Here is an 18,545-nt window from a genome sequence, read left to right on the forward strand (position 1 = left end):
AAAGCCCGGAAATCGATAAAACTTCCGGGCTTAAAAACTATTCGGTTTTGCTTTCAGGCGCTTTTGTCGGGGTAAGGCTCTTATCCTGCACACGTGCCTCAGCAGGGTTCGGATCGGCTGGCAATCCCTTTTTCAGCTTTTCTTCGATTTTGACCAGTTCTTCCGGCTCAGGTTTACCAGCAATTGCGTGGTTCCATTGAAACGTCGCTTCCAGCTGACGATCCGTCCGCCAGTAAGCATCCCCAAGGTGGTCATTTATGGTAGGGTCTTCCGGGCGCAGTTTCACAGCCTTTTCAAGCTCAACGACTGCTTCCGGATAACGCCCCAGCTTGTAATAAGCCCATCCAAGCGAATCGACGATGTAGCCATCCTGCGGACGCAAATCGACCGCCTTTTTGATCATGCCGAGCGCCTCATCGAGGTTTTCACCCCGATCAACCCATGAATAGCCAAGATAATTGAGCACCTGTGGCTGATCAGGATAGAGCTCCAGCGCCTTGCGGAAATTAGGCTCCGCCTGATCCCATTCCTTCAGCCGTTCATGTGCGATGCCACGCTGATAGAAAACCGGCCAATCCTTGCGCTCTGGCTTTTCAATCTGCTCAACAGCCGCATCATAGATTTTCGCTGCATCGGCAAAATTCTTGTCCTGCGCATAGACGCCGCCCAGCGCGAGATAAGTGCGGATATCCGTCTTATCGCGCTTTAGCAGCGTTTTAAGCTGTCCGATTGCATCGCCAGTCTTTTCATTCTCAGCGAGATTGAGCGCACGCTGCATCTCGGCATCGCGCCTGTAAGGTGACCATTCCGGCACACGCGCATAATATCGAACAGCCTGTTCTGGCTGGCGTAATTTGGCCGAAATATCACCAAGCTGATAAAGTGTTGCGTCATTATCCGGGCGCAATGGCAGTGACATTTGCAGATAAAGCTTGGCAAAAGCTTCTGCGCCGCCGCGATTGATCGCAGTGCCAAGCGTATAAAGCACTTCGCCAACGCCCTGCTGTGCATTGTTGACCAGACGACGATGTCTCTGGCCGTCCTCAAGCTTTTCACGCAATGCGGTGATTGTTATCCGACCGTTGAGGACTTCTTCCGCGTCTTTGAGAAGCTTTATAGCCCCTGCCCTGTCGCCGCGACGCAGCAAAAACGAGGCATAAGACATGACTACGCGTTCATAAGTATCAGGAGCCGCTGCACCACCCGCGCGATCATCAACAGCCTGCTGATAATAGTTTCGCGCGTCCTGCCTCAGGCCCGCAACATCGGCAATCATTGCGGCATTATAGATGCGGAACAGGTTGTACCATTCCGGCCCTTTGATATTGACGACATCGGAAAGCGCTTCCTGTGCATTTCCCTGCCCGACCTTCACCCATGCGCCAATAAGATTGGTCGCGAGTTCGTCCATGTCGGACTTAACCGATAGCATCAGCAATGGCTCGGTCTTGCGATATTGTTTTTTGGAGAGGGCATCAATCGCCAGCGCGACGCGAGAAAACCGTTCAATCTCCGGCTGATCTTTCAGCTCGTCAGCAATGGGCAATGCTTCTTTGAAACGACCTTCAGTCAACAATGCCAGCAGCAAATTTTGCTTGATAAGATCATTGCTCGGATCAAAAGCCATAGCCTGCCGATAGAAATCGACAGCTGCGGAAATATTGTTATCGGATTCTGCCGTAAGCGCAGCAAGATAAGCACCTGCAAACGAGCCTGCGCGGACTTGTGGAGCCGGATCTATACTTGTTTTAGCCATTGCCGCATTGGACGGCATCGCCACTCCAGCCAAAGCCAGAAGAAGCAATCCGTAAAGCGGACGACGTTTAGATCCCTGCCGCATAAAGCTCAGTCCTCTTTCCGATTCCTTATAAACTCCCCTACTCAGAGGAGCCTCAAGCATGGCCTTTTTGGGGTCCAAGCGCAAGAAAAGCATCCGTGAAGGATGCTTTTCTTTTATTCTATTCAATTAGCTATGCAGCAAATCAGTTCACCCGGCTGATGCAGAAGTCGATGACTTCAATCAGTGCATCCTTTTCAGGGGATGCCTTCAATGTAGCCAAAGCATCGCGGGCCATTTCACCAAAGTCACGTGCGCGCTGAACAGTTTCAGCAATAGCGCCATGCTTCAGCATGAGGTCAATGGCTTTCTCGAGCGATGCATCATCACTCGCACCTTCTTCAATGGCGTGCTTCCAGAAGGCGCGCTCTTCATCCGAGCCATGACGATAGCTCAGGATAACCGGCAACGTAATTTTGCCTTCGCGGAAATCATCGCCTGTGTTCTTGCCAAGATCAGCAGCCGAACCACCGTAATCAAGCGCATCATCAACGAGCTGGAACGCGAGCCCGAGATAAAGGCCATAATCACGAAGGGCTGTACGATCCGACGGTTTTGCATCCGCGATGATCGGACCAACTTCCGCAGCCGCCGAAAACAGCGCTGCGGTCTTGGCTTTGATCACTGCCAGATATTCGTCCTCGGTGGTTTCCATGTTCTTGGCGGCTGCAAGCTGCATCACTTCACCTTCGGCAATGACCGAAGCAGAAGTTGCAAGCACATCGAGAGCGTCAAGCGAGCCGACATCGACCATCATCTTAAACGCCTGACCGAGCAGAAAGTCGCCAACCAGAACGCTTGCCTGATTGCCCCAAATCATGCGGGCGGTGCTTTTGCCGCGACGCAGATCGCTTTCATCGACCACATCATCATGAAGAAGCGTTGCCGTGTGCATGAATTCGACAGCGGTTGCGAGACGAACGTGGCCGTCGCCTTCATAGCCAAACATGCGGGCACTTGCGAGTGTCATCATCGGGCGAAGACGCTTGCCACCGGATGAAATCAGGTGGTTTGCCACTTCCGGGATCATCTCAACATCGGAACCGGCGCGCGACAGGATCAGTTCGTTTACACGACCCATATCAGCCTTTGTCAGATCGACCAGAGGCTGAACCGATCCTTCCCGCTTCGTATTCCCGTCAAGATTCAAAACCACACCCAATGCCGTTACTCCTAGCTGCTGACCACACTATGTGCGTGGATCAGAACGCTCAAGGTGCCTTACAGCCCCTGCAACGCCCAAGCTTTTTTATTCAGAGCCTGTTCACCATTGAAGGAGGCAGTTGTCAATGCGGTCTATTGAATACACAGTGTCGAAATGATCGAACTTATGCGCACAAATGATTCCGTTTTGCTGTCAGTTGCTGAAGCGCTGATGAAAGAAGCAGGCATCGTCTATTTCATCGCTGATACCAATATGAGCATTCTTGAAGGTTCGCTCGGTATAATACCGAGGCGCTTTCTGGTGGAAGAAGACAGGTTGGATGAAGCCAGACGCTACTTGATTGATGCCGGTCTGGAACATGAACTCAAAGACAATGGCAAATAGAGTGCCTGAGCCAATAGAAGAAACAGTGGATGTGTTTCATCGCGGTGCATTTCATCTCGTGCAGCCTGCGATGAAGGGACATCGCTCTGGCGTAGATGCGATGATTCTTGCAAGCAGTGTGCCGAATGACTTCAAAGGTCGTCTCGCCGATCTTGGCAGCGGTGCTGGCGCTGCCGGTCTCGCTGTAGCAGCGCGTTGCAAAGATGCACGCGTAACACTTATCGAACGCTCCGGCTTTATGCTCAGCTTTGCGCACAAAAGCGTGAACCATCCGCTGAATGCTACCTTGCGTGCTCGCATTGATATTCTGGAAGCCGATGTTGCGCTCACCGGCAAAGCGCGCGCGGAAGCGGGACTGATCGATAACAGCTTCGATTACGTCATCATGAACCCGCCGTTTAACGAAGCGAGCGACCGTGCAACGCCCGATCCCGTGAAAGCCGAAGCACATGTCATGCCGGAAGGCATGTTTGACCAATGGCTGCGCACGGCATCGGCTCTGCTCCGCCCCGGCGGCGGCGTTTCCATTATCGCGCGCCCTGCTTCGCTTGCGCCGATATTAGAAGCGTTGGACCGGCGTTTTGGCGGATTGAAAATCATTCCAATCCTGCCGCGCCCTGATGCAGCAGCAATCCGCATTGTAATCACCGGCATTCGCGGCAGCCGAGCTGGTCTTTCACTGATGCCGGCACTCGTTCTGCACGGTGATGCGGGCAATGAGTTTACGCAACGCGCCACAGCGATCAGCAATGGCCAAACATCGTTGCTTTAGGAAAAGCTCGTGAAAAAATGTTTGCAAGCGATGGATCGCGCCGACGCAAAGGCCCGGTTCGAACTGTTTGATCATGGCAATGGACTTTATTCCTTTGAGGAAACAAGAGAGCTTCTCGATGAAGTGCCGGAACTCGGCCCCTATATTTATTGGGGCACGACTTACGCCTCAGGCCTTTACAATGACCCAAGCGAGGCCATGCGGGAAGCCAAAGCGCTGATCCCGTGGCTCGCAAAAATCAGCTAACACTATAATCTGGAAAACTGAAGACATGCTTCTGATCATTGGAACCATTCGCCTGCCTGCCGAAAAACTTGATGAAGCGCGACCAGTTATGCAGAAAATGATCGAAGCAAGCCGCGCAGAAGATGGCTGCATCGATTATACTTATTCTCAGGATATACTTGATGCGAGCCTCATTCATGTGAAAGAGCTCTGGCGTGATCGGGTTTCACTGGACAAACACTTCCTGTCTGACCACATAGGGGACTGGCGCTCTGAATGGCCCAAACTCGGCATAACGGATCGCAACCTCATGCTCTATGAAGTCGGCGCTCCGGTAAAAACCTGAAAAGAAGAAGAATGACAACAAATCCGCAGCCAGCTCGCCCCGTTTCCATCATGCGCCGATTTCTGGACAGCGAATCCGCAGGCGGCATTGTACTTATGGCTGCGGCGGCGCTGGCGCTGATTGTTGCCAATTCGCCTTTCTCCAAAACCTATTTTGACGCCCTGCATTTTTATATTGGTCCGCTCAGCCTGTCGCACTGGATCAATGATGCGCTGATGGCCGTGTTCTTCTTTCTCGTTGGCCTTGAGATCAAACGAGAGTTTCTCGATGGTCAGCTTGCCAGCTGGCCCAATCGCATCCTACCGGGAATTGCCGCTGCCGGTGGCGTTATCGTACCTGCTCTGATTTTTGTAGCGTTCAATTATGGGGACCCGGAAAAAGTGCGCGGCTGGGCCGTGCCTTCCGCCACCGACATCGCTTTTGCGCTTGGTGTTTTATCGCTGCTTGGATCGCGCGTGCCGTCGAGCCTCAAAGTCTTTCTGGCAACGCTTGCAATCCTTGATGACCTCGCAGCCGTTATCATCATCGCGATTTTCTACACTGCCGAAATCTCCATGCCTTATTTGGGTGCAGCCTTCGCAACCGCAGCCGTTCTGTTTGCGATGAACCGCATGGGCGTTTCCCGCCTGCTGCCTTATCTTATCGGCGCAGCCCTGTTGTGGTTTTTGGTATTTAATTCCGGCGTTCATGCTACCGTCGCAGGTGTCGTTGCTGCACTCATGATCCCGCTCAAGCCTGCAAAGGCCAAGCCAGACGATATGAGCTCGCCGCTGCATACGCTGGAACACGCACTGGCGAAGCCTGTCGCTTTCTTCATTGTTCCGGTATTCGGCTTTGCCAATGCGGGCATTTCCTTTACCGGCATGACACCAACCATCATTTTCGACACATTGCCGCTTGGCATCATGCTCGGCCTGTTTGTGGGCAAACAGATAGGCGTATTCGGTGCTGCATGGCTGGCGATTAAAGCCGGTTTTGCACAAAGGCCGATGGGCGCAAGCTGGGCACAGCTTTATGGCGTTGCAATCCTGTGCGGCATCGGCTTCACCATGAGCATCTTCATCGGGCTTCTGTCTTACCCCTCAGAATTGTTGCAGGCCGAGACAAAAATCGGTGTGCTTACTGGGTCTGCGCTATCCGCAATATGCGGTTATGTCCTGCTCCGAATGCTGGCAAAGCCAAAAAAATAACGAATATTCAATGCCCGGAACGAAATTCCGGGCATTTCTCTTTGTGTTTGCAAAATTGCTTCCTACATTCGCTGCAACGTGATTTTTTCAAGTTGGAGTTTAATTTGTCCGGGATTTTGTGCCGTTTCATTCCGCGCCGTTTTCGCAAAAAAGAAATTGAGATTCCTGTTGTGCGTCTGCATGGCGCAATCATGAGCGGCGGCTCCTCGCTGCGCCCATCGCTTTCGCTCGCAAGCGCTTCCGGCGTGCTGGAAAAAGCCTTTGGCGACAAAGAAACGCCAGCCGTTGCCATTTCGATCAATTCGCCCGGCGGATCGCCCGTGCAGTCACGCCTGATCTATCGTCGCATTCGCGACCTAGCGGACGAGCATCAGAAACGTGTTTTCGTGTTTGTTGAAGATGCAGCCGCATCGGGCGGCTACATGATCGCACTCGCTGGCGATGAAATCATTGCCGATCCGTCATCAATTGTCGGCTCCATCGGCGTTGTTTCAGCCTCGTTCGGCTTCCCGGAACTGCTCAAGAAAATCGGCGTCGAGCGCCGCGTTTACACTGCTGGCCAGAACAAAGCCGTGCTTGATCCTTTTCAGCCGGAAAAAGAAGCCGATATTGAGCGCCTCAAGTCGCTTCAGCTTGAAATTCATGCGACCTTTATCGACATGGTCAAAGAGCGTCGTGGCAGCAAGCTGGCAGACAACGACGACCTGTTTACCGGCATGTTCTGGACAGGCACCAAGGGCAAAGAACTCGGTCTCGTTGATGGGCTTGGTGATATGCGCAGCTTCCTGCGCAAGACCTATGGCGACAAGGTAAAGCTCAAGCTCATCGAACCAAAGCGCGGACTGCTCGGGCGCAAAGCCCCCGGCGTCGAAATCGCGCTTGGCGGCATGGATCCGGCATCGATTGCTGCTAATCTCGGTGACGGTCTTCTCTCTGTTGCTGAAGAAAAAGCGCTTTGGGCGCGATATGGTCTTTGAAATTCACCATTTCACCATGATATGATGCATAATCCTACAAATTAGTGTTATGCTTCCTGCAACGAAGTTTCCCTGCGTGATCCCGAAAAGGCATTTCGGGGTCAGGTTTAAGATAGAGCGCCATTCGTCCTTTGGACGAATAAAGGTCGCTCTAATTATTTGAAACACGCATCATGCTTTCCAAAAATCGATTACGATTTTTGGAAAGCATGATGCTAAAGGATTAGAGGCCATGCCCCAGCTTATCTTTCTGCTGCTGATACTCGCTGCCGCTTGGTACGGCTATCGTTCGTTCAAGCGCGAAGCGGTCCGCGTGACCCAGCGCGTGCGTCGGGCAGAAAAAGAAGCGCAGAACCGTGCGCATGGCACTCTGGTTCAAGACCCGAAGACCGGCGAATATTACGTCAAAAAAGACTAGGCCTGACTTACCTTTAAAATGCATAATACAGCTCAGGCCGCGCAAACGGTTCGCTACACTGCTCCGGCCAAGATTAATCTCGCGCTCCATGTGACGGGGCGCAGAGACGACGGTTATCACCTGCTCGACATGCTGGTGGTTTTTGCCAATTTCGGCGATCGCGTCACCGTTCAGGAAGCCAGCGAAGACAATTTCACCATTGACGGACGTTTTTCTGAGGGCATCCCGCTTGATAGCCGCAATCTGGTTATCAAAGCACGCGACGCTTTAAGAGCGCATAAGGGTCGCAAACTTTCACCCGTTTCCATTCATCTTGAAAAGAACCTGCCAGTTGCATCCGGCATCGGCGGCGGCTCAAGTGATGCGGCGGCGACGCTTCTCGCACTCAATGAAATCTGGCAGCTTGGCCTTAACCACAACACGCTGGCCGAACTTGGTCTGAAGCTGGGCGCTGATTTGCCGATGTGCCTGCATGGTGCAGCTTATGGTGCGCCACTTATTGCGCGTGGCATTGGCGAGCAACTGACCGCAGCCCCTCAAATGCCATCGCTGCCTATGCTGCTTGTCAATGACGGGACGGCCATTGCAACGCCTGATGTCTTCCGTGCGTTGACAAAGCGAGACAATGCACCCCTTCCCGCCCCTGCTCACAGCAGCGTCGAAAACATCTGCGCCTATCTCGGCTCGACGCGCAACGACCTTCTGCCCGCAGCGCTCTCCATTGCCCCGCACATCAACGACAAGCTTGCTCTCTTGCGCGCAAGTGGTGCGCTTTTTGCGCAAATGTCTGGATCAGGCGCGACTTGCTTTGCTGTCTTTAAAAACCAACAGAGCGCAGATACCGCCGCATTGCATATCCTTGCGCATAAGCCTGACTGGTTTGTGGCTTCAAGCCATACCGCGCCGTCTGCACAGTAACGAAAACAGCCACTTTCCCGCCTCATACTGTTCACATATACTTGAATAAATAGCTGCCCATAGAACAATCCTCTGGCTTCAAGGGTTCATTGTCTACCAATTAGAATACAATGCGTGAACCAAACGCTGGCTATGCGCAGCCGATTGAAAGGCCTATCTCTTAGTCATCGAAACGACGAACACATCGCCGCTTCACACAAACCAAGGAGATAGAAAATGAAAAAGTTTGTTCTAGCTACTGTTGCTGTTGTTCTGAGCGCTGGCGCTGCTTTCGCTGAAAACCCAAATGTTGGCACCCCTGCTGATCTCTATGCCAATGACCGCACTCCAGTTGCTGCACAGCAGATTGATCGCACTGCAACTGCTTCGATCGGCAAAGCTTCGGTCATGGACGGTTCCGCTCATCGTTTTGGCGACGCATCGCCTTCGAGCTTCCAGAACTAACTCTGAATTAATGAACAATCCCGCCTGACGGACTTATCCAAAAGGCAATCCCAGTTATCTCCCCGGTGGATGGCATTGCTGCCACTCCGGTGCCCCGTAAGCACTGATGCCATCCAAAGGGCGATTATAAAAAGGAATAGAAAAATGAAGAAGTTTGCTCTCGCTGCCGTAGCCGTTGCCCTTAGCGCCGGTGCAGCTTTCGCTGAAAACCCAAATGTTGGCACTCCTGCTGATCTTTATGCCAACGACCGTACACCAGTTGCTTCGCAGCAGGTTGATAACACCGCTACCGCTTCGATTGGCCAGAAGACCTATCAGGATGGCTCAGCTCATCGCTTTGGCGACGCATCGCCTTCAAGCTACCAGAACTAATATCGGCACCCGCCGGTAGGACTGCACAAAAAGGCGAAGCCAGTCAGGCTCCGCCTTTTGTTGTATTTGGAAGTGTAATAACTGGCGATAATCGCACAGGCTTCAACTGACGCGGCAAATCTTCAAGCTCGTCCAAACGCGACGGCAATGGCTTGAGCTTATCGACCTTCACAAGCAATCCCGCATCTAAAGATGGCTTGCGGGTAAATAACTTTCCTAGCAGTCCGAAGCGCGCCTCTTGTGGCAATGTAAAACGCGCCGCAGAATTGCTCGCCGCCAAATGACGGCCAACCGCATCTATCCATTCATCCTGCAATGTCGCTCCAGGCTGCAAAATAAGCAGCCAATGCGTTCGCAAATCCCGAAATGCCTCAGATAAATTTTCTTCATCATAAAGCGCGCAACCCGCACCTTCTGCTACGAGCTTAGTATCATCTGTCGAGCCTTGATCGACAACGACGACACGTCGCAAAAGCCCATCGACAACGGCAGGCACCAGCCCGGCCAGTGTATGTGCCAAAGCTTTTTCAGAATTATTTGTGACGAGCAGAACAGAAAGCATTATTTTCTATATCACAGTTGGTAGCCTTCTAAAGCAGTGCAACACGAATATTCATTCTGTTCTTTAATATTAATTATAAGCTAAAAATAACATATGAAATCAGCAAGCAAAGTGATTTAGTCGATTCTGTTATGAACCCTATATTTTGCGGAGTGAGCTGATGCGGGTAGCTCTTACATCGATTGTTCTGGCAACGGCAATGCTTGCAGCACCTGTTGCACAGGCTGCGAATGCTATAGCGACAACCAATCTGAACGTGCGCACGGGTCCGGGTACGAACTATCCGGTCATTGGTGCAATTCCAAATGGTGCAGGCATTGACGTGCTTGGCTGCACAACTGGCTATAACTGGTGTCAGGTCGATTACGGCGGTCGCCTCGGATGGGCGTCGTCCAATTATCTGGCCTTCTCACAGGGATCGGCCAGAAACTCCAATAATTTTGGAACTGCGGCAGTTGCCATCGGGATCCCGCTGATAGCAGCGGCAATTCTCAGCTCCAACAAACACGGCTGGCATCGTCCGCCACCGCCACGGCCGCCGCATTGGAACAATGGCCCGCACCGTCCCGGCAAGCCTCCGGCAACACATCGTCCGGGTCGTCCTGATAGGCCGCATGCAAACCGTCCCGGTCGTCCGGGCGGCCCAGGCAAACCGCATGAGGTCCGTCCGGGTGGTCCCGGCGGCCCGGGTAAGCCTGGCCATAACCAGGGCCATCCGCCAAAGAAGCAGCCACGCTACTAATATAAGACCCCAGACACCGGCGTGAACGATCACGTCGGTGTTTTATTCTATCGGCTCAAGATTTTGTGTTCTTGCTTTGTTCTATTCTCTGCGATAGGATGAGTATAGAAAACGAAAGAGTCGGTTATGGAAATCATCCAGCAGGCAGATCAGGCAGCATTCGGAGCAGGACGTGCAGATCACGCCAATGCGCTTGTCAGTGAAGCTGGCCTGCGTATTGATCACTCCCGCAGACGCGGACGCGGCGCTGGCATCAATCCGACCGGACGCTTTGAACCCACCACGCGCCATGAATTTGATGACGGCTGGGAAACGCTCGAAGATTTGCCTGCTTTCAAGACTGACGTGCAGGTTGAAAAGCCACGCACGATTATCACGCGCAACGATTCACCCGACATCAGTTTCGACCGTTCGATCAATCCTTATCGCGGTTGCGAACATGGTTGCATCTATTGCTTCGCACGTCCGACACACAGCTATATGGGCTTGTCTGCTGGCCTTGATTTTGAAGCGAAGCTGTTTGCCAAGCCTGATGCTCCGCGTCTGCTTGAGCGCGAGCTGGCGAAGCCGGGCTATCAACCGAAGACCATTGCTATCGGCACCAACACTGATCCCTATCAGCCAATCGAAAAAAAATGGCGCATCATGCGCGAAATTCTTGAAGTGCTGGAAGCAGCCAACCATCCGGTTGGCATTGTTACCAAATCAGCTTTGGTCGTGCGTGACATCGATATTCTGAGCCGTATGGCAGAAAAAGGTCTGGCTAAGGTCGCCCTGTCGGTCACAACCGTAGACGCCACGCTTGCACGCACCATGGAGCCGCGTGCATCAACGCCGACACTGCGTCTGCAAGCCATTCGTAAACTCACCGAGGCTGGCATTCCAACCAGTGTGATGATGGGGCCAATTATTCCCGGCATCAATGATCATGAGATTGAACGCATTCTGGATGCAGCTTACGCACAAGGTGCGCGTGAAGCAGGCTATGTATTGCTGCGCCTGCCGCTTGAAGTCGCACCTTTGTTCAAGGATTGGCTACTGCGCAATTATCCCGACCGTTATCGCCATGTGATGTCGCTTGTACGCTCCATGCGCGACGGCAAGGATTATGATGCGGAATGGGGCAAGCGTATGCGCGGTACTGGCCCTTATGCTTGGCAAATCGGGCGCCGCTTCGAAATTAGCGCACGTAAGCTCGGCTTCAATTCAAAGCGCATTCCCTTGCGTACAGACCTGTTTGAACCCGTCGAAAAAGGCGGAAAGCAGCTTTCGCTTTTCTAAATTCTGGATATCAGAGCGCGATACATCAGCGTTCTGGTTCAGACGATACGCTAAAGTTCAAGTGTGCATGAGTTGTCAGTTGTGCGTTCCATCCCCGTCTGATTTTTTCGGACAGAAGGCCCCTGCTTTTACGCCAATATCCTCGGCAGGGACCTTGCGGAGAATCAGAAGCAATGCGAACATTTCCGCCAAATGAAACGCTTAAGTTCTGATTCTCCGCTCCTCTTTGAAATTCCGCTTGCTCCAGACTTCTCGGAAGAGACGAAATATCTGGCCCGGGGGATAAAACATATTGCTGGCATTGATGAGGCTGGCCGTGGACCGCTCGCAGGTCCTGTTGTTGCGGCCACTGTTGTACTTGATCCCCACGATCTGCCAGAGGGACTGGATGACTCCAAGCGGCTGAAGGCAGCGAAGCGCGATGCGCTTTATGATGTTATTTTGGCCAAAGCAGTGAGCGTTTCCGTTGCAAGCCTGAGTGCGCGCAGTATTGATGCCAGCGACATTCGCAAAGCGGCCCTTGAAGCCATGCGCCGCTCTCTTATGGGACTAACACTTAGCCCCGATCACGCATTGATCGACGGACGCGATGTTCCCCCGGGCCTATCTTGCCCCGGCTCGGCATTGGTAAAAGGCGATCAGCGCTCGATTTCTATTGCCGCTGCATCCATCGTGGCGAAGGTCACACGAGACCGCATGATGATGCGCACCGGTGCCTTGCACCCATCCTACGGCTTTGAGGTTCATGCCGGTTACGGAACACTCAAGCATCGCAATGCTATCGAGACAGCGGGGCCAATTGCGGGCATTCATCGCTATACATTTGCGCCTATCAAAGGGCGCACATTCCCATAGCGAATTAAGACCTAGAAACTTGTTGCTCGATCGTTCAGCAACGCGCGCACAGATGGATGAAGCCGACTGCCCTCTGCCTCTTGTCTCCGTGCAAACGCACGCATGGCATTGGGTGCTATCTGTGCCAGAATTGCATCCTTATAAACCGTATTGAGATTGATGCTGATCTTCTTCTCATCCTGCGTGAATAGAAGTGTGCCGCGCAGCGCTTTCCTTCGTGCATTGTACTGATGAACGACATTGGCATTCGCAAGATCAATCCTCGTCTCGTACGGTCGCAGTTGAAAACAGCCCTTTTCAATGAGAAATCGCCCATCTGTCATGAGATACGTCACGTTTGGAGCGAGCGAAACAATTACCGCCGCTGCGGCGAAAACCAGAGCAACCACACATCCAACAGACCAATAAGCTATCTTCGAGCCAACCCATATGGGTTGTGGCGCAATATCTTGCTGGGCGGGAAAATGACGGGCCAGCAGCTTTTCCTTTAGCAGCGCCATCAAGATTACGAGAGCCAAAGAGCCCAGGCCAATCAAGAAGATTATACCCGGTCGTGTCGTACATGAGAAATCAGACCAGATACGGTCGTCAAGGATAAGCAAGTCAGGCCCCGCGCCATAAACTGCATCTTCAAACGCGTTGTGCGCCCAGAGTGCATTCCATTTTTATTTACAGCCGCAAGAAGACCACTGGCCTTCTGGACCGCATCGATAAAGACCGCCAAAATTTCTCGACAGATGTCAAACGCGTATCCCGACGCATTGAAGCAATATTCTCTTATTAAAAAGAAATGACAGAAACAACAAAAACGCCGCCCTTTTGAGGCGGCGTTTTCAAAACTCTAAAAAGACTGAACTTAGTTCAGGTTAGTCTTAACCTGACCGAGTGCATCCTTGAACAGGGTGCCTGCAACCTTGGCATCGACCTTGTCGGCAACGATTTTGCCAGCAGCGGCGATAGCCAGATCAACAGCTGAAGCGCGCACTGCATTGATTGCATCAGTTTCAGCGGTTGCAATCTTCTGCTCAGCAAGCTTGTTGCGACGAACAACATAGTCTTCTGTCGCCTGCTTGGCGTCTTCGAGAAGAGCCTTTGCTTCGCGCTCTGCAGCAGCGACGATGTCGCCAGCTTCTTTTTCCGCTTCCTTACGCTTGCGATGATATTCAGCAAGAAGCTGCTGGGCTTCTTCGCGCAGGGTACGGGCTTCTTCGAGTTCCTTCTTAATATTTTCGGCGCGCTCATCGAGCGAGCGACCGATCACGCCTGGAACCTTCAGGTAAACAATCAGTGCGATGAAGAGAAGAAGAGCAATAAATGCCCAAAATGTTGAATCCATTTTCGTCTCCTCAGGCGTTTGCGGTTTTAACGGCTGCGGCAACGTCAGCCTTGTCGGCCTTAGTTCCCAGAAGCTGTTCAACAATCGCAGACGTGGTTTCTTCAGCGATCGTACCGACATCGCTCATGGCCTTGGCCTTGATTGCGGCGATACGTTCTTCAGCTTCAGCAAGCTTGCCTTCAAGTGCAGCTTCAGCAGCAGCACGTTCGGCATCAGCTTCGCCTTTGCCCTTTTCACGAGCAGCTTCAGCAATCGAAGCGGCCTTGGTGCGGGCAGAAGCCAGTTCCTGCTCGTAAGCAGCAATCGCGTTGTCTGCATCCTGCTTGAGGCGTGCAGCCTGCTCGAGATCCTGTGCGATACGATCACGACGGTTTTCGATCACGCCGCCAATACGCGGCAGAACCACGCGCGACAGGAACAGATAGAAAAGACCGAAAGAGATCGCCAGCCACAGAAGCTGCGATGCATAATGGGTGGAATCAAACGGCGGGAATACGCCGCTGCCGTGTCCGGCATCGTGCGCGACCCCGGTTTCGGTGTGCACAGCATCGGCTGCGCCGTGCTCGCCAGCAGCTGGTGCCGGTTGCGATTCGGTGGCGGTTTGGGCAAACGCCGTGGACACGAACATCCAGATTTCCCCTTTAATCCAGCATATTCTTTTCCGGGCAGAAGAGCCGGGAAAAACGGAATACGCTCACTCAGACTTCATATGCAAAGGCCAGCCGCGCTGCATTTCAAGATACAGATCGCGGCAGGCCAGTTTCTTGCGACTGTTTATTAAACAGCGAAGAGGAGCAGAAGCGCGATGAGCAGCGAGAAGATGCCCAGAGCTTCCGTCACAGCGAAACCGAATACCAGACGGCCAAACTGGCTGTCAGCAGCGGATGGGTTACGCAGAGCGCCCGAGAGATAGCTACCGAAAATGTTGCCGAGGCCGAGAGCCGTACCGGCCATACCGAAACAGGCGAGACCGGCGCCGATGTACTTTGCTGCTTCCGCTTCCATGTTAAAGCTCCTTCTGGATTGCAAATTAGTGCGGATTTCTGTTCTGGCGGAAACCCGCCGGCGAGAACCTCAAAGCGCATTACTTATAATTTGATGCAAAGCGCTTTAAATCTTTTCATTACGCATGTTGTTTTCGGAAAACCAGTAAACCACTTTTCCGCAACATGCTTTTAGTGACCAGGATGTACTGCGTCGTTGATGTACATGCAGGTAAGAACGGTGAAGACGTAGGCCTGGAGGAATGCAACCAGGAACTCAAGCGCGGTGATCGCGACCGTCATGATCAGAGGCAGAATAGCGCCGCCAACACCCAGTGCACCAAGCGAGCTCAGCGAGACAACGAAGCCTGCGAAAACCTTGAGTGTGATGTGACCTGCCAGCATGTTCGCGAAAAGACGAACTGAAAGGCTGATTGGGCGCGAAAGGAAGGAAATGATTTCAATGGCAACAACCAGCGGTACAATGATGCCCGGTACGCCGCTTGGCACGAAAAGCTTCAGGAAGCCAATGCCATGCTTGTAGAAACCGTAAATGATGACCGTTCCGATAACGAGCAGCGACAGCGCAAATGTTACAATGATCTGGCTGGTGACTGTGTAGAAATAAGGGAACAGACCGATAAAGTTTGCAACCAGAATGAACATGAACAGCGAGAACACAAAGGGGAAGAACTTCATACCCTTTGAACCGGCTGAATCTCTCAGGCTCGATGCAACAAACTCATAAGCCATTTCAGAAACCGACTGAAGGCGGCTTGGAATCAGACCACGGCTTGAAGACGTGAAATAAAGAAAGCCTGACGCAAGAACCACAGTTGCGACCATAAAGGCCGAAACATTGGTAAACGACAGGTCCAAACCACCGACGTCGATAGGAATCAACCGGGAAACCTGGAACTGATGGATCGGATCGTTGGCCAACTTAACCTCGTCTGTCGTTCCTGCCCTAGGGCGTTTCAGTCACGGACCAAAGGTCCGCTTGGGGCGTTTTCGTTACGAACCAAAGGCTCGCTTGTCTTAAAGGTCTATACGCGAACATTTTCGTGATGTCCGCGAAGACTTATTCCTTATCGCTCTTTTCCACGCTAGACTTAATGTTGCCTTGATCGGCGACATAACCTGCGGAACGGAGCACGTTGAGGGTGCCAGCACCGAAGCCGAGAAGGAGAAAGATGATTAACCCCCACGGCGAAGTCCCTGCGTAGCGATCAAGAGCCCAACCAATCAGCGCGCCAACGATAATACCAGCGATAAATTCACTGGAGAGTTTCATGGCTTGCGCGACAGAACTGGATGTTTCTGATCGCTCATCCTCGGAAGCTGGCGGTTTGAGCAAACCTTTTTTGGCCAATTCGACCTCAAGGCGATTCAAACGCTGATCCAACCCCCCGGAAACAGTTTTTGCGTCCTCATTCTTGCGCTCACCGGGTGTTTTTCCCGGCTCAGTGCCGCTCGTCATTGGCAGCTCCTTTTTGCAAGAAATGCGGGCGTTAAAAGCCCATTTCCAAGTTGCGCGCAACATATTGACACACCGCACGCTAGTCAAGGCAATGAAGCACTTGCTCCAAAAGGTTTTTTCTCGTGAAAAGACAATAACTTAGCCATTAGTGCGACTCATTTTCCGCTCAAAGTGGCAGATCGGTCAGCATTTCGGTCCACAAATTGGAATCGAATTGGGCGAAGGTCAGCACATAGATTCATCATTGTGCACGCGTTTCAAGCGCGGTTTCGGACAAATAAATGTGTCCGAAAGTGATCGCTTCGACACGGAACCCTATCAGCTCCAGCCGCCGCCATAGGTCCGGTAAAACACATGAAGACCGATCTTGGTCATTTTCTTCATGGTCGGTGCCCAGAACGGGCTGACATAGGTTGCGTGATAATGTGTTGAAGAACCAACTTCCGGCAGCCAGATGCGGCCGTCGGTTACGGTCTTTGCTACCTGCTGCGCCAGACGCCATTGCGGCATCTCGGTGACGCGATGCTTCTGACCGTCACAGGCAAAGGAAAACTGGCAAGCATTGAGCCAATTCTGGTTCTGATAAACAACGCCGCAAATCGTGCCAGGATAGGCTGGATTGCGTACACGGTTCAGAACGACCTGTGCGACAGCCACCTGCCCTTTAACATTTTCGCCGCGCGCTTCATAGTAAACTGCTTCGGCAAGGCACTTCTGCTCTTTCGAGCCGAATGATTCTGCTGGTAGCGGTGTTGCTGCCCAGGCGTGGTCCTGATCGCTGATCGGTGGCACGAAACGGCCACTGTCAGCTTCCGGTGTCAGGATGCTCTCGAAGGGAGATGTTTTGCCGTAATCAGGCTTAGACGGCGCATAGCCCAACGCGAGAACGTCGGGCTGATCATTGTTGATGAGCTTTGCCAGTTGCACCGGCATATCCGGCTTGGGTTTTGGTGGTTTGACCGCATGAAACGCCATCGCGATCTCAACCTCCTTGCCCTCAACACTGGACTTGGAGAAAGCCATACGCGCATCGATCTTTTCGCGCGGTGCCGTGATCATGCTGATTTTCTCAAACATGCTACCGGCATTAAACGACCGTGCTGGCGCTTTCGGCTTCACAGAGACAAGACGACCCGTCTTGTCAGCGCGATTAATGCGGTTTTCATCAGGATTGGGATCATCGACGCCAAGCTTGGCGGTCTTCTGGCCACCTGAAAGCGCGACACGTCCAATGCCCGGCACTTCGATACCCGTCGCCGAAATACTACCCGTTACGGTCGTCGCATCGACAAAAGGCATTTCTGCCTGGTGCAGCGAGCCAACCGGCGCTTTTGCAACAAAAGCCGTCCAGCGATGACCGGCAATATCGGCGGCTGGCACAAGGCTCGCCATATCCTGAAAAGCAATCGCATTAGAATTGAAGAGATAGGTAATGGCAGCCAGCACAAGCGGCACCAAACGATGTGGTTTGCGCACGACATGACGTGGCTTGGCGCGCACGGCGTAATAGCGACCATCCTCCGGGCAATAGCCCTTCACCGGATAGTGCCATACCGGCTCGGCAGCGGCCTTTGACCGGCCAAACAGCGCTCGTATGGAACCAAAACGCACCGCAAACTCCACTCGCAACGATTACTTAACTATGTGCGATAATGGCTTATTAACCTTGATGGAACGTTAACGGGACTTTGTTTACCCTTTGAAAATATTGATTAATTTTGAATTAACATCGTTTCAGGAGGTTTGTTTTTATTTGCTTTTTTAGCCGTCACAATAGCTAATGTATGAAGGCAACATCCAATGAAGCAGATAAAATTTTTAGGGTATTTATAATGTTTAGCAAAAAGATCATTCAAGCACTGGCGGCAGGGTTGATGCTTCTCCCTTTCTCATTGTCAAATCTTTACGCTGGCAACGCCCCACACACTCTTATTTTGAGTGATACGCCAAAACTCACACGGTGGGCAGTGGTTCATCAGCAACCCGATAGCGCGCACAATGATCCTTATTTTCATCTGGAAGCGTTCGAGCATAAAAAGGGCAACAAGCCATGGGTGTTCAAACGGCTTACCCAGCATATGGTGATCACACCGGAGGCTCTCAATAAAAGCCGCAACGGACAGAAAGCCAAAACCTACGCCTATAAAGATGTCGAGTTCTGGATCACCTATAAGCACTGGCGCGACACCCCAGAGAGCCGCGCCGAGACGCCCGTTTGTGAAACAAGCATCGCCGATTGTTTGCGAGACTAGAGAGAC

At 52.4% G+C, this 18,545-nt stretch carries 24 protein-coding genes; 14 read left to right on the forward strand and 10 right to left on the reverse strand.

The features are described from left to right. Nucleotides 1-37: 37 nt before the first annotated feature. The gene (locus J2782_RS06725) at nucleotides 38-1,840 is read right to left on the reverse strand and encodes a tetratricopeptide repeat protein (protein WP_310010827.1); all 1,803 of its coding nucleotides are present in this window, start codon (nucleotides 1,838-1,840) and stop codon (nucleotides 38-40) included. Nucleotides 1,841-1,982: 142 nt separating this feature from the next. Then, entirely contained in the window at nucleotides 1,983-2,999 is a 1,017-nt protein-coding gene (locus J2782_RS06730; protein ID WP_310010828.1) for a polyprenyl synthetase family protein, read from the reverse strand. Between the two features lie 156 nt (nucleotides 3,000-3,155). Here J2782_RS06730 and J2782_RS06735 point away from each other — a divergent pair, with 156 nt between their 5' ends. From J2782_RS06735 to J2782_RS06780, 10 genes are all read left to right on the forward strand, one after another. Then, nucleotides 3,156-3,386 carry a putative signal transducing protein gene (locus tag J2782_RS06735; RefSeq protein WP_310010829.1) on the forward strand — a complete coding sequence of 77 codons (231 nt, stop codon included), beginning with the start codon at nucleotides 3,156-3,158 and terminating at the stop codon, nucleotides 3,384-3,386. Continuing rightward, the gene (locus tag J2782_RS06740; RefSeq protein WP_310010830.1) at nucleotides 3,376-4,158 is read left to right on the forward strand and encodes a tRNA1(Val) (adenine(37)-N6)-methyltransferase; all 783 of its coding nucleotides are present in this window, start codon (nucleotides 3,376-3,378) and stop codon (nucleotides 4,156-4,158) included. The genes J2782_RS06735 and J2782_RS06740 overlap by 11 nt, the downstream gene beginning before the upstream one ends. 9 nt (nucleotides 4,159-4,167) lie before the next feature. Further along, a complete protein-coding gene (locus tag J2782_RS06745) occupies nucleotides 4,168-4,404 on the forward strand; it encodes a hypothetical protein (RefSeq protein WP_310010832.1) in 237 nt (78 codons plus the stop codon). 25 nt (nucleotides 4,405-4,429) lie between these two features. Beyond that, a complete protein-coding gene (locus J2782_RS06750) occupies nucleotides 4,430-4,729 on the forward strand; it encodes a putative quinol monooxygenase (RefSeq protein ID WP_310010833.1) in 300 nt (99 codons plus the stop codon). Nucleotides 4,730-4,740: 11 nt separating this feature from the next. Further along, nucleotides 4,741-5,919, forward strand: coding sequence for a Na+/H+ antiporter NhaA (gene nhaA / locus J2782_RS06755; RefSeq protein ID WP_310010834.1), 1,179 nt, complete (start codon nucleotides 4,741-4,743; stop codon nucleotides 5,917-5,919). A gap of 104 nt (nucleotides 5,920-6,023) precedes the next feature. After that, entirely contained in the window at nucleotides 6,024-6,896 is an 873-nt protein-coding gene (locus J2782_RS06760) for a S49 family peptidase (protein ID WP_310010836.1), read from the forward strand. Nucleotides 6,897-7,128: 232 nt separating this feature from the next. After that, nucleotides 7,129-7,314 (forward strand): hypothetical protein, encoded by a 186-nt coding sequence (locus J2782_RS06765; RefSeq protein WP_007873680.1) that lies wholly within the window; start codon nucleotides 7,129-7,131, stop codon nucleotides 7,312-7,314. An 18-nt stretch (nucleotides 7,315-7,332) separates the two neighbouring features. Next, nucleotides 7,333-8,232 carry a 4-(cytidine 5'-diphospho)-2-C-methyl-D-erythritol kinase gene (locus J2782_RS06770; RefSeq protein WP_310010837.1) on the forward strand — a complete coding sequence of 300 codons (900 nt, stop codon included), beginning with the start codon at nucleotides 7,333-7,335 and terminating at the stop codon, nucleotides 8,230-8,232. 216 nt (nucleotides 8,233-8,448) lie between these two features. Further along, entirely contained in the window at nucleotides 8,449-8,676 is a 228-nt protein-coding gene (locus J2782_RS06775) for a hypothetical protein (RefSeq protein ID WP_310010838.1), read from the forward strand. Nucleotides 8,677-8,820: 144 nt separating this feature from the next. Continuing rightward, entirely contained in the window at nucleotides 8,821-9,048 is a 228-nt protein-coding gene (locus J2782_RS06780) for a hypothetical protein (RefSeq protein ID WP_310010840.1), read from the forward strand. A gap of 43 nt (nucleotides 9,049-9,091) precedes the next feature. Here the strand turns inward: J2782_RS06780 and J2782_RS06785 are convergent, their stop codons facing one another. After that, on the reverse strand, nucleotides 9,092-9,610 hold the full coding sequence (locus J2782_RS06785) for a glycosyltransferase family protein (RefSeq protein WP_310010841.1): 519 nt from the start codon (nucleotides 9,608-9,610) through the stop codon (nucleotides 9,092-9,094). 160 nt (nucleotides 9,611-9,770) lie between these two features. Here J2782_RS06785 and J2782_RS06790 point away from each other — a divergent pair, with 160 nt between their 5' ends. The 3 genes from J2782_RS06790 (at nucleotide 9,771) to J2782_RS06800 (ending at nucleotide 12,488) form a co-directional block, all read left to right on the forward strand. Further along, nucleotides 9,771-10,352, forward strand: a complete 582-nt coding sequence (locus J2782_RS06790; protein ID WP_310010842.1) for an SH3 domain-containing protein — start codon at nucleotides 9,771-9,773, stop codon at nucleotides 10,350-10,352. Between the two features lie 126 nt (nucleotides 10,353-10,478). Beyond that, nucleotides 10,479-11,633 (forward strand): PA0069 family radical SAM protein, encoded by a 1,155-nt coding sequence (locus J2782_RS06795; protein ID WP_260525652.1) that lies wholly within the window; start codon nucleotides 10,479-10,481, stop codon nucleotides 11,631-11,633. A gap of 192 nt (nucleotides 11,634-11,825) precedes the next feature. Beyond that, a complete protein-coding gene (locus tag J2782_RS06800) occupies nucleotides 11,826-12,488 on the forward strand; it encodes a ribonuclease HII (protein ID WP_310010843.1) in 663 nt (220 codons plus the stop codon). An 11-nt stretch (nucleotides 12,489-12,499) separates the two neighbouring features. Here J2782_RS06800 and J2782_RS06805 read toward each other — a convergent pair whose 3' ends face one another. The 7 genes from J2782_RS06805 to J2782_RS06835 all read right to left on the reverse strand — a co-directional run bounded on the left by J2782_RS06805 (nucleotide 12,500) and on the right by J2782_RS06835 (nucleotide 17,898). Continuing rightward, on the reverse strand, nucleotides 12,500-13,090 hold the full coding sequence (locus J2782_RS06805; RefSeq protein WP_310010844.1) for a hypothetical protein: 591 nt from the start codon (nucleotides 13,088-13,090) through the stop codon (nucleotides 12,500-12,502). Between the two features lie 254 nt (nucleotides 13,091-13,344). Further along, the gene (locus J2782_RS06810) at nucleotides 13,345-13,824 is read right to left on the reverse strand and encodes a F0F1 ATP synthase subunit B (RefSeq protein ID WP_310010845.1); all 480 of its coding nucleotides are present in this window, start codon (nucleotides 13,822-13,824) and stop codon (nucleotides 13,345-13,347) included. 10 nt (nucleotides 13,825-13,834) lie between these two features. Continuing rightward, on the reverse strand, nucleotides 13,835-14,452 hold the full coding sequence (locus J2782_RS06815; protein WP_310010846.1) for a F0F1 ATP synthase subunit B: 618 nt from the start codon (nucleotides 14,450-14,452) through the stop codon (nucleotides 13,835-13,837). A 149-nt stretch (nucleotides 14,453-14,601) separates the two neighbouring features. After that, complete coding sequence (locus tag J2782_RS06820) at nucleotides 14,602-14,829, reverse strand: F0F1 ATP synthase subunit C (RefSeq protein WP_007632966.1); 228 nt, start codon at nucleotides 14,827-14,829, stop codon at nucleotides 14,602-14,604. Nucleotides 14,830-14,999: 170 nt separating this feature from the next. Further along, entirely contained in the window at nucleotides 15,000-15,749 is a 750-nt protein-coding gene (locus J2782_RS06825; protein ID WP_095446113.1) for a F0F1 ATP synthase subunit A, read from the reverse strand. A 139-nt stretch (nucleotides 15,750-15,888) separates the two neighbouring features. Next, entirely contained in the window at nucleotides 15,889-16,287 is a 399-nt protein-coding gene (locus J2782_RS06830; protein WP_310010847.1) for an AtpZ/AtpI family protein, read from the reverse strand. Nucleotides 16,288-16,605: 318 nt separating this feature from the next. Next, nucleotides 16,606-17,898 (reverse strand): cell wall hydrolase, encoded by a 1,293-nt coding sequence (locus J2782_RS06835; protein ID WP_310010848.1) that lies wholly within the window; start codon nucleotides 17,896-17,898, stop codon nucleotides 16,606-16,608. A 221-nt stretch (nucleotides 17,899-18,119) separates the two neighbouring features. Between J2782_RS06835 and J2782_RS06840 the strand changes: the two genes are divergently transcribed. Further along, the gene (locus tag J2782_RS06840; RefSeq protein WP_310010849.1) at nucleotides 18,120-18,539 is read left to right on the forward strand and encodes a DUF5086 family protein; all 420 of its coding nucleotides are present in this window, start codon (nucleotides 18,120-18,122) and stop codon (nucleotides 18,537-18,539) included. Nucleotides 18,540-18,545: the final 6 nt, after the last annotated feature.

Source organism: Brucella pseudogrignonensis (assembly GCF_031454375.1).
In the GTDB taxonomy this organism is placed as follows: domain Bacteria; phylum Pseudomonadota; class Alphaproteobacteria; order Rhizobiales; family Rhizobiaceae; genus Brucella; species Brucella pseudogrignonensis_A.

Bases quoted from the DNA above. Each gene is read 5' to 3' on its own strand.
- J2782_RS06810 (WP_310010845.1), bottom strand. From the start codon at position 13,824: ATGGATTCAACATTTTGGGCATTTATTGCTCTTCTTCTCTTCATCGCA.
- J2782_RS06725 (WP_310010827.1), bottom strand. From the start codon at position 1,840: ATGCGGCAGGGATCTAAACGTCGTCCGCTTTACGGATTGCTTCTTCTG.
- J2782_RS06800 (WP_310010843.1), top strand. From the start codon at position 11,826: ATGAAACGCTTAAGTTCTGATTCTCCGCTCCTCTTTGAAATTCCGCTT.
- J2782_RS06775 (WP_310010838.1), top strand. From the start codon at position 8,449: ATGAAAAAGTTTGTTCTAGCTACTGTTGCTGTTGTTCTGAGCGCTGGC.
- J2782_RS06830 (WP_310010847.1), bottom strand. From the start codon at position 16,287: ATGACGAGCGGCACTGAGCCGGGAAAAACACCCGGTGAGCGCAAGAAT.
- J2782_RS06815 (WP_310010846.1), bottom strand. From the start codon at position 14,452: ATGTTCGTGTCCACGGCGTTTGCCCAAACCGCCACCGAATCGCAACCG.
- J2782_RS06770 (WP_310010837.1), top strand. From the start codon at position 7,333: ATGCATAATACAGCTCAGGCCGCGCAAACGGTTCGCTACACTGCTCCG.
- nhaA (WP_310010834.1), top strand. From the start codon at position 4,741: ATGACAACAAATCCGCAGCCAGCTCGCCCCGTTTCCATCATGCGCCGA.
- J2782_RS06820 (WP_007632966.1), bottom strand. From the start codon at position 14,829: ATGGAAGCGGAAGCAGCAAAGTACATCGGCGCCGGTCTCGCCTGTTTC.
- J2782_RS06790 (WP_310010842.1), top strand. From the start codon at position 9,771: ATGCGGGTAGCTCTTACATCGATTGTTCTGGCAACGGCAATGCTTGCA.
- J2782_RS06740 (WP_310010830.1), top strand. From the start codon at position 3,376: ATGGCAAATAGAGTGCCTGAGCCAATAGAAGAAACAGTGGATGTGTTT.
- J2782_RS06840 (WP_310010849.1), top strand. From the start codon at position 18,120: ATGTTTAGCAAAAAGATCATTCAAGCACTGGCGGCAGGGTTGATGCTT.
- J2782_RS06735 (WP_310010829.1), top strand. From the start codon at position 3,156: ATGATCGAACTTATGCGCACAAATGATTCCGTTTTGCTGTCAGTTGCT.
- J2782_RS06780 (WP_310010840.1), top strand. From the start codon at position 8,821: ATGAAGAAGTTTGCTCTCGCTGCCGTAGCCGTTGCCCTTAGCGCCGGT.
- J2782_RS06785 (WP_310010841.1), bottom strand. From the start codon at position 9,610: ATGCTTTCTGTTCTGCTCGTCACAAATAATTCTGAAAAAGCTTTGGCA.
- J2782_RS06765 (WP_007873680.1), top strand. From the start codon at position 7,129: ATGCCCCAGCTTATCTTTCTGCTGCTGATACTCGCTGCCGCTTGGTAC.
- J2782_RS06750 (WP_310010833.1), top strand. From the start codon at position 4,430: ATGCTTCTGATCATTGGAACCATTCGCCTGCCTGCCGAAAAACTTGAT.
- J2782_RS06795 (WP_260525652.1), top strand. From the start codon at position 10,479: ATGGAAATCATCCAGCAGGCAGATCAGGCAGCATTCGGAGCAGGACGT.